Source organism: Anaerolineales bacterium (genome assembly GCA_016928575.1).
GTDB lineage: Bacteria > Chloroflexota > Anaerolineae > Anaerolineales > RBG-16-64-43 > JAFGKK01.
In genome coordinates, this window is record JAFGKK010000002.1 from 46,763 (window position 1) to 62,024 (window position 15,262).

Consider the following 15,262-nt stretch of genomic DNA (forward strand, 5'->3'; position numbering starts at 1 on the left):
CATCTTGATCCGGAAAAACCCTTCGGCGCGGTTGAACCAAAGCTGATTATTAAATTGATCTGTTCCCCGCCGACGGCCTCTTTTTTCCTTCCAAAAGTTCCCGCCAGATTTTGCGTTCCCCGCCCACCGTCGTCGTTTCGCCGTGGCCGGGGAGGATTTCGACGCTTTCCGGCAGGGCCAGGATTCGGCGCACGCTCTCCATCAGCTCCGCCTCGTTGCCCCCCAAGAGGTCCGACCGGCCGACTCCGCCGCCGGCGAAAAGCGTGTCGCCGGAGAACAACCAGCCGCGCTGACGCTCGTAAAAACCGACGCCGCCCGGCGAGTGGCCCGGCAGGGGAATCACTTCAAAGGCGAGGCCGCCGAGGGGGATTTTTTCCCCCGCTTTGAGTGCGTGCTGGGGCTTCGGCTGATCGGGGATTTTTAATCCGAAGAGCTCCGCGCCGCCGTGAATCCACCACAGCGGGAGATCCGCCGGATGCAGGGCGATCGGACAGCGGGCCTTCTCCGCCAGCTCCCCGCAGGCGGCCATGTGGTCGAAGTGGCCGTGCGTGACCAGCACCCAGACCAGCGTCCATTCGTGCATCGCCAGCGAATGCTCGATGCGCCAGGTTTCGTCGCCCGGATCGATGACGGCCGCCTTTCCGCTGGCGATGTCCGCCGCCAGATAGCAGTTGGTCTGCAGCGGGCCGACGGTCAGGCGGACGATTTCCCCCTTTCGGTGCGGCGTCGCAGGGATTTTCTTGGTCATCGGATTTTGGTTTTCCGGCGCAGGATCGGGCGGGCGGGCCGCTCGGCGCCCTGCAACAGGTTGAGGGCGAGGAGGCCCAGGCCGAACACCCCGCCGAGCACGCCGAAGAACAGCAGAGGGTATTTCCATCCCTGCGGGCCGGGAAATGCGGAATAGGGGAAGGACCGCGCCCAGACGGGCTGTTGAACGTAGACGCCCTGGGCGTCCGCGGCGCCGGCTTTAAAGAGGAACAGATTGAACTGGCCGCTGCCGGCCGCCGGCCTGAGGAGCGACCAGTAGAAATGCGCCGGCTTGTCCATCTGCAGGGGGGTGGAAATCTGCCCGGCGGGCGCCACGTTTAAGGTCGCGGATTGGATCTCGGCCACGACCACCGGGCTGGCTTCCCCGGCCGGCGGAAAATCCGCCGCGGCCCCCTGCGGCCGCAGGATCGCGTTCACCGAGACGATCTCCCCCGCCGGCCCGAAGCGCGGATAGCGCACCTCGAGGAGATAATCCTGCGGCAGAAGGCTCGATTCAATCAGGAAGGACTCGGTGCGGTAACTCGTCGGCCAAAGCGCGTAGGTTGCCAGCAGGGCGGCGGCGGCCGCGAGGACGATGCCGATAACCCTGTGGTTCCTGCGGGAACGGCGGCGGATGTCCATTCCGGGATTATACGACATGCGGAAGGGGATTTCTTGATCAAGATCACGGAATTCCTTGCGAATGGAACGGCCGAAAAAAGCACAAACGGCGCATCGGGGAAAAAACCAAAGGGTGTGTTTTTCCCCGCGACTTTCCCAAATGGAGCGAGACGGAACTCCTGGTTCTGCCGAAACAAGGGAAAGCCGCTTGATGAAATTTCTTGCGCCCGAACAATGAGGACGGATTAATCCGCCCGGGGATACGCCGAACTGCAGGCTGATATAATCAATTCATGGAAAAGGAACGCCTGGTTTCCTCCAATCTGCGCGGCGAGGAAGCCTTTGATCCGGCCTTGCGCCCGACGACTCTGGCCGAAGTGATCGGCCAATCGCGGATCAAGGAAAACCTGGAAGTCCAGATCGGCGCCGCGCGCGAGCGGGGCGAGCCGCTGGACCACACGCTGTTCTACGGCCCGCCCGGCTTGGGCAAGACCACCTTCGCCCACGTCCTGGCGCGCGAGATGAGCGTCTCGATCAAAGTCACCTCCGGTCCGGCCATCGAGCGGGCGGGGGATCTGGCCGCGATCTTAACCAACCTTCAGCAGGGCGACATCCTTTTCATCGACGAGGTCCACCGTCTCGGCCGCGCCATCGAAGAAGTGCTTTACCCGGCGATGGAGGATTTCTCCCTCGACATCGTCATCGGCAAGGGGCCCAGCGCGCGCTCGATCCGCCTGCACATGCCGCCCTTCACCGTCGTCGGCGCCACCACCCGCCTGGCGATGGTCAGCTCGCCCCTGCGGGCGCGGTTCGGGGCCGTCTACCGGGTGGATTTTTACGACCCCGATTCGATCGCCGAGATCGTCCGCCGCGGCGCCTTTCTGCTCGGGGTGCAGATCGACGAGGGCGGGGTGCGCGAGATCGCCCGCCGGGCGCGCGGCACGCCGCGCGTGGCGCTGCGCCTCCTGCGGCGCGTGCGCGACTACGCCCAAGTGCGGGCCGGCGGCGCCGTCGACCTGGGGGTGGCGCGTTCCGGAATGGACTTGCTCAACGTCGATTCGCTCGGCTTGGATGAGATCGACCTGCGGGTTTTGCGGACGATCATCGAAAAATACGGCGGCGGGCCGGTCGGGCTGGCCACCATCGCCGCCTCGATCAGCGAGGAGCCGGAGACGATCATGGACGTCTACGAGCCGTACCTGCTTCAGCTCGGCTTCCTCGACCGCACCCCGCAGGGGCGCACGGCCACCCGCCTGGCGTACGAACACCTCGGGCTGGAATTCCGTCGGCCGGAACAACCCAGCCTGTTTTCCGGGGACGGCGGCGATCCGCCGAAATGAATTCGCGCTTTCTTCATTAATAGCGTGTTGAAGCAGGGATATTCGAGCGGTTGAACAGCCCCGGCGGTTGACCGGGGCGGATCGTAACCGCCTCCCGTATCGCGGTCTCGATCCGCCCGCAGAGAACGCGGGCTGGTCGACCGGTTGTTTTCGATGCCCTGGTAGATGACCGACTGCTTGGGATCAATCCCCCGAGGCCGCTGATGTCGAACCGCAAGCGGGCGGGCAACATCCTGCCCCTCTTTGTCCTGGGAGCGCTGATCGGCTGTGGACCGATCGCGCTGTATCCGACGTCCACGCCCGCATTGCCGTCCGCCGCCGCCACGGCCACCGCAACCCGCACCCTCCCGCCGCCGAGCGATACCCCGACCGCCACACCGACCAAGACCCCCATCCCCACCGAGGATGTTCCGCCGTATCCCACCCCGTGGCCGGAAGGATTCACGCCCACCGCGCGGCCCACCCCCACCCGCGGACTTGCCCCCACCGCCACACTCGGCGCGATGCAATCCTGCCCGGCTCCAACGGAGGAAATTCCCGATGTGCACGGCTTGGACAATCCGGCGGAATACGAGGCGATGTTGCTTGCGTACCTGGCGGCCAGAGGCGAATTGGAAACCTTCCGGGAAGCCGTGGTCGCCGGCGGCGGGCCGATTCCGGAAGAGTACCTCCGAATCACGGTTGTCCATGCCGAGGTCGACAACGATTCCGTCGAGGAATGGATCCTCAGCATCCGCCAGCCGTTTGCGGCGGAAGGAATCTCCACCCCCTCCGGCGGAGAGGCGCACCGGACGGCGGTGTTCGTCATAGGCTGCCGCGACCGCCGCTACGCAACCCTGAAGGTTCTTGTCCTCGACCGGGCGGAGGGGGACATGGCTTCGGGCTTGCTGGCGGTCACGGACCTCAACGCAAACGGGGTCAATGAGATCGTTATCGCGACCGTGGAATCCGTCAGCGAACAGGGCGGCCAAAGCCTGTTCGCCAAGGTCCTGGAATGGGAAGGAGAGAACTTCCGGGAGTTGTTGCTGCCGGAAGGCGGCGGATCCGCCGACCGGGCGTTGAACGCCGGTGTGGAATTCCGGGACGTGGACGGCAACGGAACCCGGGAGATTCTTCTTCCATGGAACGCCTGGCCGGACGGGGCGGGGGTGGATTGCGAACTCGGCCCCGGCCGCAACTCCGCGGCGGTGTGGATGTGGGACGGCGACCGCTACCATTACATGTGGCGCGAGTTCGCCCCGCCGCAGTACCGCTTCCAAGCCGCCTACGACGGCGATTACTACGCCTACCTCGGCCTGTATCGCGCGGCGGAGACGATGTACCTGCGGGCGGTGTACGATTCCTCGCTCCGCCCGGCCTCTCCCGCGGATTGGCAAAAAGACGGAGGCTGTCCGGCGGCGGACGGTTTGACCCCCAATCCGGCTGAACAGCAGAAGATCCGGGCCTACGCCTGGCTGAGGCTGGTGGAGCTGTTCGTCCGCGTCGGCCGGGTGCGGGAAGCGGAGATGCACTGGGACTACCTGCGCAAGGGCTATCCGATCGGCGTGCCCGGGCACATCTACGCCTACCTGGGATCCGCGTTCTGGTGGGAATACGCAAAGGATTCCGACATTTCCGCCGCGTGCGCCGCGGTCCGGCGCGAAGCGCAGAAATTCGAAGCGGAAGTGTTCGGACCGTTCGGTTCCTACGGTGCCCACAATCCGGGGCCGACGCTGGAAAGCATCTGCCCCTTCGACGCCCCGCCCGGCGGCACCTGATGCGCCTCAACGACTTCGAATACTCGCTTCCGCCCGAATACATCGCCCAATCCCCGCTCGAGCCGCGCGATTCCTCGCGGCTGATGGTGCTGGACCGCGCGGCGGGCGGGCTGAGGCACACCGTCTTCCGCAACATTGGCGAATTCCTCTCGCAGGACGACCTGCTGGTGTTCAACGATACGCGGGTCATCCCGGCCCGGCTGGCCGCCGTGAAGGAAAAAAGCGGCGGCAAGGTGGAGGTCCTCCTTCTGCGCCGGCTCGAAGCGCAGGTTTGGGAGGCGCTGGTCGGCGGCAAACACGTCCGGGTTGGGACGCGGGTGTCCCTGACCGGCGGCGCAGGCCTGACCGGTCTTCCGAGACCGATCAGGTCTGAGGATGCGCTTTCGGCCGAAGTCGTCCGCGATCTCGGCGGATCGCGGAGGATTCTGCGCTTTTCCCAGCCGATCACCCCGCGCCTTTCGCGGATCGGCTCGACCCCCCTGCCGCCCTACATCCACGAAACCCTGCGCGATCCGGAACGCTACCAAACCGTGTTCGCCCGGGATCCGGGATCGGCGGCGGCGCCCACCGCCGGGCTGCACTTCACGCCGGAGCTGCTCGTTCGGCTGCGGGACGGCGGCGTGCGGACCGCCTTCGTCACCCTGCACGTCGGATTGGACACCTTCCTGCCGATCGCCGAGCCGGACGTGGAATCGCACGAGATCCACGCCGAGTGGATCCGCGTGCCGGAGGAGACGGCCGCCGCCGTGCGCGAAACCCGCGCCCGCGGGCGGCGGGTGGTCGCCGTCGGCACCACCTCCGTGCGCGCGCTGGAAAGTTCGGCCGCCGCCGGGGGCGGGGCGGCCGCCTACGAGGGTGATACCCGCCTGTACATCACGCCCGGCTACGAATTCCGCGCGGTGGATTCGATGATCACCAACTTCCACCTTCCCCATTCGACCCTGCTGGTGATGGTCAGCGCGTTCGCCGGCCGCGAGCGAATCCTCGCCGCCTACGAGGAAGCCAAGCGTGAGGGCTACCGCTTTTATTCCTTCGGAGATGCGATGTTGATCGTGTAAAAGAACTTGTGTGTCTGCCAAGCTTGTTCAAACGTGAAAAGAAACCGGATCTACTCACCTCCCCTTCGCCCTCTTCTCCCTTTCCCGGCTTACCTCCGCTTTCTTCGCTTCCCCCGCTTCCCTCGCGTTCCTCACTTCGCGAGGGCGGGCGCGGTTGTTCATTGTATAATCCGAATCATGGCAGGACGCATTCCACGCCACCCATCCGTCAAACCTTCCATCGCTCCTTCGGAAATCCGCAAAGCGGCAGATGTTGTGCGCCGGCGCATCCGCATCCAGCCGGAAGTCGGCATCATCCTCGGATCCGGAAGCGGAGCGGCGGCGGATGCCGTATCCTCCCCCCGGACTGTTCCCTATGATCGGATCCCTTACTGGCCCCTGTCCACCGTCCAGGGACATGCCGGCCGGCTGGTGGCGGGAACGCTGGGGGGAAAGCGCGTCGCCGTGATGCAGGGCCGAGTCCACTTCTTCGAGGGATACCCGGCCGAGTGGACCGCCTTTCCGGTGCGGGTGCTGCGGCGGTTGGGAGCCTCCATTCTGATCGCCGTCAACGCCGCCGGAGGGGTCAACCCGGAGTTCCAACCCGGCGATCTGATGTTGATCACGGACCACCTCAACCTGCTGGGGTTTGGCGGCGCCAACCCTTTGCGCGGCCCGAACGACGAACGGCTGGGCCCGCGGTTTCTGGACATGAGCCGGGCGTACGATCCCGGATTGCAGCAGGCCGCGTGGCGGGCGGCCGCCGAGAACGGATTGTTCCTCCGCCACGGCGTTTACGCCGGCCTGGCCGGGCCGTCCTATGAGACGCCCGCCGAACTGCGGTTTCTGCGGATGATCGGCGCCGACGCGGTCGGCATGTCGACCGTCTCGGAGGTGGTCGCCGCCCGGCACGGGGGCTTGCGCGTTTTGGGAATCTCGGTGATAGGCAACCGCGCGAACCTCGACGGTTCCCATCCGGCCGAACACGAGGAAGTGTTGACGGCAACAAGCCGGGCGGTTCCCCGTCTGATCCGCCTCTTGGAAAGCGTCCTGCGGGTGGCGGATTAACCATGGTTGCCTTCCTGACCTTCCTGCAAGACTACCAAATGGTGGCGTTCTATCTGCTGGGGCTGATCGGCCTGCGCTTCCTGATCCTGTTCATCGCCGCGCAGTACCGAGTTTCCAAGGCCAAGTTCGGCCTGGAACAGGAATTGTCCCAAGGCCAGCGGAACAGCGCGGCCGCAAAGTTCCTGATCGCCGCGGCGGCGGGAGTCGCCATTCATGCGGCCGTCCAGTACGGCTTGCCGGAGGCCCGGCGGGCGGAGCAGATCCGGATCAGCGCCGATTCGGCCGGCCTTCCGACCATCACCCCGACCGCCACGCCCTTCGAGCTGTTCGGCGTGGATGTCAGCGGATGCACCAATCCGAATGCGCGCATTTTGGATCCCGAGCCGGGGGACGCGGTCAAGGGCAGGGTGACGATCCAAATCGTCGCCGCCATCGAAAAATTCGCGTTCTTCAAACTGGAACTCGGCACACCGGAAGAACCGGACGTGTGGGTGCTTTTACACACCAACAATCCGTCCGGATCCGCCGCATCGCAGCCCGGATCGAAGGCGGAACCGGGCTCCTTTTCCTGGGAATGGGACAGCACGACGGTGAATCCGGGCGTGTACCATTTGCGCTTGACGGTGTTCCGGGACGATTTATCGTATCCGACGCCGTGCGTGATTCCCATCCAGGTGCTGGCGCCGGATTCGTAGCGTGGTCCGGCGCGGCTGAATCCCGCAAGGCCGTTTACAGATCGACTCGGAAAGGATTCGCTAATCCGCACACCGAATTCGCACGCCCATGACTTTCGTACGGAGGAATGCGGGTTAATAAACCATTAAAAAGGCGATGGGGATATGCTTTTCCTGCGCGATGACACCGGGATCGTTTTTCCCGCGATTATTTCTTTTTTTTCTGATCCTGTATGCGTTCGACGCTTGTCCGATTTTCTTTTTTCCACAGCATGGATTTCCGCGCAATCGTTCCTTTTTCGGAATAATCTGGTAGAATAGGATCCATAAACCGATACTTCTGAAAAAGAATCTCATCCCGAGCGCCAGCATTCGACGCGGTTTTCGACGGGGCGAGGCCTCGGAATGCAATGTTCAGAAGTTTTGAAGTCCTCCATACCGTAGCCAGGCAACCCCGGGAGAGGGTTGGAGTTATTTCAATATCATAACAGCAGGTTGAATGGTAGCGTTCTTGCTCAATGCCTTGCCGATCCTCAACCGAATCCTGGTAGCCGGCATCGCGATCACCGCGTTTTCGCTGTTGCTTTATGCGCTGACGTTTAATTTGCGCGAAAGGGTCACGCGCGTCTTCGCGTTAATCCTCGGCTGCATCGTCCTGATCGCCGTGGCGGACGGATTGGCGTCCACCGCCCGCGATCTGGTCGAAGCGGAGATCTGGTTGCGGGTCCAATGGGTCGGCACGGCGCTGCTGCCCGCGGTCTACCTGCACTTTTCCGACGCGCTTCTGGCGTCGACCGGGCGGCCGTCGCGCGGACGAAGGCGGCTGGCGGTGCGGGCCAATTATTTCCTCGCCGCCGCACTGATCGCCCTGATAACGCTGACCGACCTGTTCCTGGGCGGGATCGCCCTCGACGGGGGGCTGGCCCACCTTGAGGCCGGCCCGTACTTCTGGGTCTTCATCGCCTATGCGGCGCCGGTGCTCGTCTGGACCGCCATCAACCTCGTCCGCGCCTACCGCCGCTGCCAGACGTCCACCAGCCGCCGCCGGATGATTTACCTGATGGTCGGGACCCTCGCCCCGGGCATGGCCGCCTTCCCCTACCTGCTGCTGCTCGGCCGGGTCGCGGAACTGCACCCCTTGCTGATGCGCATCGGATTGGTGCAGTCGAACCTGATGGTTGCCGGCCTGCTGGTCGTCCTGGCGTACGCCACGGCGTATTTCGGCGTGACCTATTCGGACCGGGTGGTGAAAGGCCGGCTTTTCCAATGGCTGTTGCGCGGACCGCTGGTCGCCGGCGCCGCCCTGGGGGTATTGATCACCGCCACGTACCTTTTCGACCGCGTCGGGCTGACCGGGTCGCGCCTGATCCTCGTCGCCCTGGTGATGGTGATCGTGCTGTTGCAGTTCGCGATCACCGTCGGCCGCCGCCCGGTCGAGCGGATGATGTTCCTGGAGACCCGCTCCGACCGGGAAGAAATCCGCCGCCTGCAATGGCTGGAGGAGCGATTGCTGACCGGATCCGATCTGCGCCAGTTTCTCGAATCCCTGCTGGCGGCTCTCTGCGATCTCACCCGCTCCCCGGCCGCGTTCGTCATCGAATGGAACGACGAAGGCGCCGCCTTCCTGGCCGGGGTGGGGCCGCGGGCGATGCTGCCGCTGGAGGCGGACCTCTCCAAGTTGCCGAAGCCGGAGGTGCTGGAATACATCCCCGGCGCGGGAAGCCTCTTCCGCTGGGGCGGATTTTGGCTGATCCCGCTGCACGGACCCGAAAGCGACGAGATGATCGGCCTGCTGGGACTGGCGGCCGTCTCCGAGCGCCTGGAATTGAATCCGGACCAGCGCGATTCCCTCGGGCGGTTGACCGTCCGCGCGGCCGGCGCGCTGGCGGACGAGCGGCTGCAGCGGGAAGTCTTCGCTTCGCTGAACCGGCTGATCCCGGACGTGGAGCGGATCCAGTCGCTCAGCGCGGCCGCCCGCTACGGACAAGCCGGCTTGATGGCCGCCCCGGCCAACGGCGGGGCCGGCGCCGCCGACCTCGCCCAATGGGTGCGCGAAGCGCTCACCCATTATTGGGGCGGGCCGAAGCTCAGCGCCAGCCCGCTGCTCGGCCTGCGCATCGTGCGCGAGGAGCTGGATTCGCACGACGGCAACACGGTCAACGCCCTGCGGGCGGTCCTGCGCCGGGCGGTCGAACGGGTGCGTCCGGAGGGCGAGCGGCGCTTCACCAGCGAGTGGCTGCTCTACAACATCCTGGAGATGAAATTCCTGGAAGGCAAGCGGGTCCGCGACGTCGCGCTGCGCCTGGCGGTTTCGGAGGCGGACCTGTACCGCAAGCAGAAAGTGGCGATCGAGGAACTGGCCCGGGTGATCGCCGAAATGGAGCGGCAGTCGAACGAACCGGCGACCGATTATGAGATCGTCGGCTGAGCAGGATGAATCGAAATTCGAAAACCGGAGATTGCGGCGCGCCCTCAGCCCCCGGACTGGCCCGGACGGGGCGGGCTGACCGGCACGAGGCGCGGGGGGCGCCCGCAATGAAGCCAAGATAAGGACAATCCAACTTTCAAGGATGGAAAACGCATGAAAAACCTGTACTCCCTGACCCCGAAACAACTCACCTCGATCACGCGCAACTCGCACCCTCCCGTCCAGCCCTCCGCGCCGCCGCCGACCTCCTCCGCCCCGGCGCGCCCGGCGCGGCCGGCGGAATCACGGGCGGCCTACGAGCCGGCCTCCCCCAACACCCCCAGCGAATCCTGGTGGTCATCGGTGCTGGGCGAAGAAGGCGGCGGAGGGCGGCCGCCGGCCGGCGAATCCGGCGCCTCGGACCGCCGCCCGGCCGCTTCGGATTGGGCGGCCGCCCGCGAACTCTACGAAAGCGACGGGATCGCCGATCTTCACGTGACCGGCGTCAACCGCGGCGGCCTCCTGGTGGAAGGGGGCGATATCCGCGGCTTCGTCCCGCTCTCGCACCTGATCGGCGTGCCTTCGCTGAACAGCGACGAGGAGCGGCAGACGGTGATGTACCGCAAGATCGGCCAGACCATCCGCGGAAAGATCATCGAGTTCGATCCGGAAAAGGGGCGGGTGGTGTTTTCGGAGCGGGCCGCCCAGGCCGCCCCCGGCCGCCGGGCCGAACTGCTCTCCAAACTGCAAGTCGGCGAACGGATCCAGGGCGAAGTAACCAACATCACCAACTTCGGGGTCTTCATCGATCTGGGGGGGATGGAAGGCTTGGTCCACCTGTCGGAGATTTCCTGGGGGCGCGTGCACAACCCCGCGGATTTCGTCTCGATCGGCCAGAAGGTCGACGTCGAAGTAATCAGCATCGACCGCGACCAGGGCCGGGTCGCACTCAGCCTCAAGCGCCTGCAGGCCGATCCGTGGGTGACCGTTCCCGAACGCTACGTGCCCGGCGCATGGGTGCCCTGCAAGATCACCCACGTGACGAATTTCGGCGCCTTCGCCGCGTTGGAGGAGGGCGTGGAAGGGTTGATCCACATCTCGGAGTTGGCGGACGGGCCGTTCTCGCACCCGCGCAACATCGTCGCCGAAGGCGAGGAAGTGACTGCGCGCGTGCTTTCGGTGGAAAGCCAGACCCGCCGGCTGGCGTTGAGCCTCCGCAAGCCGCGCGAGGATTCCGGCTCGGAGGCGGCGGCCCCGGCCGAACCTGACGATTCCGCGGCCCCGGCGGAAGCAACGGATTCCGCAGCGGCAACGGACATCGAGGGATGAAAAATTCCCCTCCCGGACGCTCCCCTGCCCGGCTTCCCAAGGGCTGGGAGCGGATCGCCCAGCTGCTGGTGCTGGTCCGCCCGTACGCGGAGGACGTGGCGGTCGTCCTGTTGGGATTGTCCGCCCTGTTATGCCTGATCGCCCTGTTGGGCTTGGCGCACGGCAGTCTGATCGACGCCCTGGGAGGGTTGTTGCGGCGGTGGCTGGGCTGGGGGGCGGCGTTTCTTCCGCTCGCCCTGCTGTGGACCACTGCGAAACTGCTCCTTGCCCGGCTCGGTAGGGATCGACCGGTATCCTGGACGCGCGTGATCGCGGTGGAATTGGCGGTTCTCGCCGGCCTGGGATTGGCGTCGCTGGCCGCCGCACCGACGCTGGCGGAATCCGAATCCGGACGCGGAGGGGGGTTGATCGGCTGGGGGATTCATTATCTCCTCGGACAAATCATGAGTCCGATCTGGGAGGGAATCCTGCTTGCCGCGCTGATCGCGGTTCTGGCGGGATACGGGCTCGACCTATCCCTGGAGACAATCCTCCGCCCGGCGGGAACGGGCGCGGCCGGAAAGGTTACGCGCGGCCGCCCCTCGCCTCCGGCGGCGGTTCCCCCCGAGGCGGGAGCCGTCGGAGAGGCTTCCGTGAAAAAGACGGCGTCGGCGGCCCCGGCGCCGCCGGCGAAAATCGAATTGCCGGCTAAGCAGGCCGCGCGCCTGCCGGACGCTTTCCGCAAGAACCTCAAACCCGGGCCGGCGCTGATCGAAAAGCAGGCGCCGGCGAGGATCAAGCGCGAGCGGGGCCTGCCGTCGATCGGGATCTTCGAAGGCGGAGAACTGACCGCCCCGTCGATCCGCGAGATCAACCAGATCGCCGGGACGATCGAGAAGACCCTCGCGGAATTCGGCGTCCCGGCGCGGGTGATTTCGTTCCGCACCGGCCCGACCGTCACCCAATACGGCGTGGAGCCGGGCTTCGTGGAAAAAGCCGGCTCCGACGGCGAACTGCGGCGCGCGAAAGTGCGCGTTTCGCAGATCTCCTCGCTCACCGACGATTTGGCGCTGGCGCTGGCCGCGCCCACCCTGCGGATCGAGGCGCCCGTGCCCGGCCAATCCTACGTCGGGATCGAAGTCCCCCACCGGCGGACGTCGCTCGTCCGCCTGCGGATGGTGATGGAATCGGCCGCCTTTCAGAAGGTCAAATCTCCGCTGGCGGTGGCGCTCGGCTTGGACGTGGCCGGCGCGCCGCATTGCGCTGACCTGGCCGGCATGCCGCACCTGCTGATCGGCGGGACGACCGGCTCGGGGAAATCGGTGTGCATCACCGCGCTCACCGCCTGCCTGGTGGCCAACAATCCGCCCGAGCGGCTGCGGCTGGTGCTGATCGATCCGAAGATGGTCGAGCTGGTGCGCTTCAACGGCCTGCCGCACATCCTCGGGCGGGTGGAAACCGAACTCGAGCGGATCGTGACCGTCCTGCGCTGGTGCACGCGCGAGATGGACCGGCGCTACAAGCTGCTCGAGGAACTCCGCGCGCGGCACATCGACGATTACAACCGCAAGGCGGCCGCGCGCGGGGAGGGCGAACCCCTCCCGCGGCTGGTCGTCCTGCTCGACGAGATGGCCGACCTGATGATGACCGCGCCGGACGAGACCGAGCGCCATCTGATCCGCCTGGCGCAGATGGCCCGGGCGGTCGGGATCCACCTGGTGGTGGCCACCCAGCGCCCAAGCACCGACGTAGTGACCGGATTGATCAAGGCCAACTTCCCGGCGCGGATTGCCTTCGCGGTTCCGTCCTCGATCGAGAGCCGGGTGATCCTCGACACCCCCGGCGCCGAATCCCTGCTCGGGCGGGGCGATATGCTGTACCTTTCGCCGGAGGCCGGCGCGCCGGTCCGCCTGCAGGGTTGTTTCGTCACCGACCGCGAAATCACACGGTTGATCGATTTCTGGAAGGAACAATATCCGGAGGAGGAACCCGGCGCCCCGCAGGCCGAACCCAAACGGGAGGCAAAAGCCTCCGCGAAGGCGGCCGAACCCGCTCCCGCCGCCGCTTCCCTGCAGGCGCCCTGGGAGGATATGGTCCGGGAGCCGGCGGACGCTGACGAAGGCGCGGAGGAAGAGGAGATCGACCAGGCGGCTCAAATCATCCGGCAGTACGGCAGGGCAAGCGCCTCGCTGCTGCAGCGCAAGATGCGCCTGGGCTACCCGAAGGCGGCCCGGCTGATGGATGAACTCCAAAAGCGGGGGATCATCGGACGACAGCAAACGGGCGGTAAGACCCGCGAGGTCCTGCGGCGCGGGGAAGGCGCGGACGACGGGGAAAACGGCGAGGACGAGTAAGACCGCGGCAGGCGCACTTGATTTGCCTGCCAAGGCGTAGAGAACGCCAATTTGTGACTGCTCAGCATCCCGCCATCGTCCAATCCTCACTCCCCAACCCCTTGACCCCTTCCCCCTCTCCTGGCATACCCCCGCTCCGCGAGGACAGGCGCCAGGAGAGGGGGAAGGGGACTGGGGACAGAGGTGAGGGAGAAAAAGGCGGGATATCCATTTGAATTGAAACGGATTGAGCAGCAATGCTTTTTATTGAAGAAGTCTTTGCGCTCTTCGCGTCTTTGCGGTGGAAAATGGGTTTTTCCGACGAAGAATTCCATAGTCTGCGGGGGGGGTACGGCGGGGTTGACAGAACCTGCCCCCGCCGGTAGCATCACAGCGGCCGGGGAAACCCGCCGAAAAGGGAACTGGATGCAGAGTCAAAATCCGCCGGCCGTCCGCCCGGCGACTTTCACCGATCGGATGCGGGCGCAATTCAAAGGCGTCCTGGACGCCGTCGGAGGAGCACTCGGCCGGCTGGGGATCTCCCCCAACGCCGTCACCCTGCTCGGATTGGCGGGCTCGGCGGCGGGCGCGGTTTTGCTGGCGCTGGGGAAGATTCCGCTGGGCGGGTGGGTGATCCTCCTGAGCGGCGCGACCGACGCGCTCGACGGGACTCTGGCGCGCCTGCAGGGGAAGGCCAGCCGGTTCGGAGCCTTCCTGGATTCGACCGCGGACCGCTTTTCGGAATTTTTCCTGTTCGCGGGGCTGGGGGTGCATTTCGCGCTCGGCGCGGACGTTTTGGGCGTGGGGCTGACGTTCGCGGCGGCGATCGGCTCGGTGATGGTTTCCTACGAAAAAGCCCGCGCCGAAGCCCTGGGGTTCGAATGCAAGGTCGGCTTGCTCACCCGCATGGAGCGCTACATGGTGCTCTGCCCGCTGCTGATCCTGAATCTGCCGCTGGCGGCGGTCGGGGCGGTGGCGGTTCTCGGCAACTTCACCGCGCTGCAGCGGATCTGGCATGTCCGCGGCCAAGCCGGCGGCGCATGAAAGATCATTTTTCGCACGGGAGAGGTACGCCATGAGTTTTGACGAGTTGGGCATTCGCTTCGGGGTCGTGTACGTCCGCTATTACGGAATCATCCTCATGTCGGCGGCGCTGCTGATCGCCTGGGTGGGCGAGGTGCTCGCCCGCCGCAAGGGATACGATCCGGAAATCGTCTGGGACATGTTCCTGTGGGTCGTGGTGGGCGCGGTGGTCGGCGCGCGGATCTGGCACATCCTCACCCCGCAGCAGAGCATGGTCGACATGGGCATGGACACCGTCTACTACCTGACCCATCCCTTCGACGCCCTCAACCTGACCAAGGGCGGCCTCGGCTTTCCGGGGGGTGTCATCGGCGGTGCGATCGCCATGATCATTTACGTCCGCCGCAACAACCTTTCGTTCCTGGTGTGGGGCGACATCGCCGTTCCGGGAGTTGCCATCGGCCACGCCTTCGGCCGGCTGGGAAACTGGATCAACCACGAAGTCTACGGGAGGCCGACCGATCTCCCATGGTCGGTCTACATCCCGCCGGAATACCGCATTACCGAGTACGCGAACGAGGACCGCTACCATCCCCTGTTCCTGTACGAGATGCTCTTGAACATCGTCAACTTCGCCATCCTGATCCTCTTGGGCCAGAAGTATTCCGCCAAGCTGAAGGACGGCGACCTGATCCTGGTCTACCTGCTCAACTACGGGCTGATCCGCTTCTTCTTGGAATACGTCCGGCTGGATTATTCCCCGCTGGCGGGAACCAGCCTCAACGTCAACCAGATCACGATGGCGGTGACGGCGGTGGGGGCGGTCGCCATCCTGATTTGGCGGCACGGACTCGGGGATTGGATCCGGGCCCGCCGCACGGCGAAGGAGCCCACCACGATCTAGCGCGTGGCGACGGAGAGACGGAAGGCGAGTCTCTCCGTTTTCT

At 65.5% G+C, this 15,262-nt stretch carries 12 protein-coding genes; 10 read left to right on the top strand and 2 right to left on the bottom strand.

Features of this window, described 5'->3' with window-relative positions:
- Positions 1-49: 49 nt before the first annotated feature.
- Together JW929_00260 and JW929_00265 are read right to left on the bottom strand one after the other, a co-directional pair.
- Positions 50-748 (bottom strand): MBL fold metallo-hydrolase, encoded by a 699-nt coding sequence (locus JW929_00260; protein MBN1437815.1) that lies wholly within the window; start codon positions 746-748, stop codon positions 50-52.
- The gene (locus JW929_00265; GenBank protein MBN1437816.1) at positions 745-1,407 is read right to left on the bottom strand and encodes a hypothetical protein; all 663 of its coding nucleotides are present in this window, start codon (positions 1,405-1,407) and stop codon (positions 745-747) included. The genes JW929_00260 and JW929_00265 overlap by 4 nt, the downstream gene beginning before the upstream one ends.
- A gap of 254 nt (positions 1,408-1,661) precedes the next feature.
- On the opposite strand from JW929_00265, the gene ruvB reads away from it, so the two are divergent.
- The 10 genes from ruvB to lgt all read left to right on the top strand — a co-directional run bounded on the left by ruvB (position 1,662) and on the right by lgt (position 15,219).
- On the top strand, positions 1,662-2,708 hold the full coding sequence (ruvB, locus tag JW929_00270) for a Holliday junction branch migration DNA helicase RuvB (GenBank protein MBN1437817.1): 1,047 nt from the start codon (positions 1,662-1,664) through the stop codon (positions 2,706-2,708).
- A 203-nt stretch (positions 2,709-2,911) separates the two neighbouring features.
- The gene (locus JW929_00275) at positions 2,912-4,465 is read left to right on the top strand and encodes a hypothetical protein (protein MBN1437818.1); all 1,554 of its coding nucleotides are present in this window, start codon (positions 2,912-2,914) and stop codon (positions 4,463-4,465) included.
- Complete coding sequence (queA, locus tag JW929_00280; protein ID MBN1437819.1) at positions 4,465-5,523, top strand: tRNA preQ1(34) S-adenosylmethionine ribosyltransferase-isomerase QueA; 1,059 nt, start codon at positions 4,465-4,467, stop codon at positions 5,521-5,523. The genes JW929_00275 and queA overlap by 1 nt, the downstream gene beginning before the upstream one ends.
- A 177-nt stretch (positions 5,524-5,700) precedes the next feature.
- On the top strand, positions 5,701-6,570 hold the full coding sequence (locus tag JW929_00285) for a purine-nucleoside phosphorylase (protein ID MBN1437820.1): 870 nt from the start codon (positions 5,701-5,703) through the stop codon (positions 6,568-6,570).
- Positions 6,571-6,572: 2 nt separating this feature from the next.
- Positions 6,573-7,265, top strand: a complete 693-nt coding sequence (locus JW929_00290) for a hypothetical protein (protein ID MBN1437821.1) — start codon at positions 6,573-6,575, stop codon at positions 7,263-7,265.
- 478 nt (positions 7,266-7,743) lie between these two features.
- A complete protein-coding gene (locus tag JW929_00295) occupies positions 7,744-9,672 on the top strand; it encodes a hypothetical protein (GenBank protein MBN1437822.1) in 1,929 nt (642 codons plus the stop codon).
- A 153-nt stretch (positions 9,673-9,825) separates the two neighbouring features.
- Positions 9,826-10,980, top strand: coding sequence for a S1 RNA-binding domain-containing protein (locus JW929_00300; GenBank protein MBN1437823.1), 1,155 nt, complete (start codon positions 9,826-9,828; stop codon positions 10,978-10,980).
- Entirely contained in the window at positions 10,977-13,313 is a 2,337-nt protein-coding gene (locus JW929_00305) for a DNA translocase FtsK (GenBank protein MBN1437824.1), read from the top strand. The genes JW929_00300 and JW929_00305 overlap by 4 nt, the downstream gene beginning before the upstream one ends.
- 405 nt (positions 13,314-13,718) lie before the next feature.
- A complete protein-coding gene (locus JW929_00310; GenBank protein MBN1437825.1) occupies positions 13,719-14,336 on the top strand; it encodes a CDP-alcohol phosphatidyltransferase family protein in 618 nt (205 codons plus the stop codon).
- Positions 14,337-14,367: 31 nt separating this feature from the next.
- Positions 14,368-15,219, top strand: a complete 852-nt coding sequence (lgt, locus tag JW929_00315; protein ID MBN1437826.1) for a prolipoprotein diacylglyceryl transferase — start codon at positions 14,368-14,370, stop codon at positions 15,217-15,219.
- Positions 15,220-15,262 lie beyond the last annotated feature (43 nt).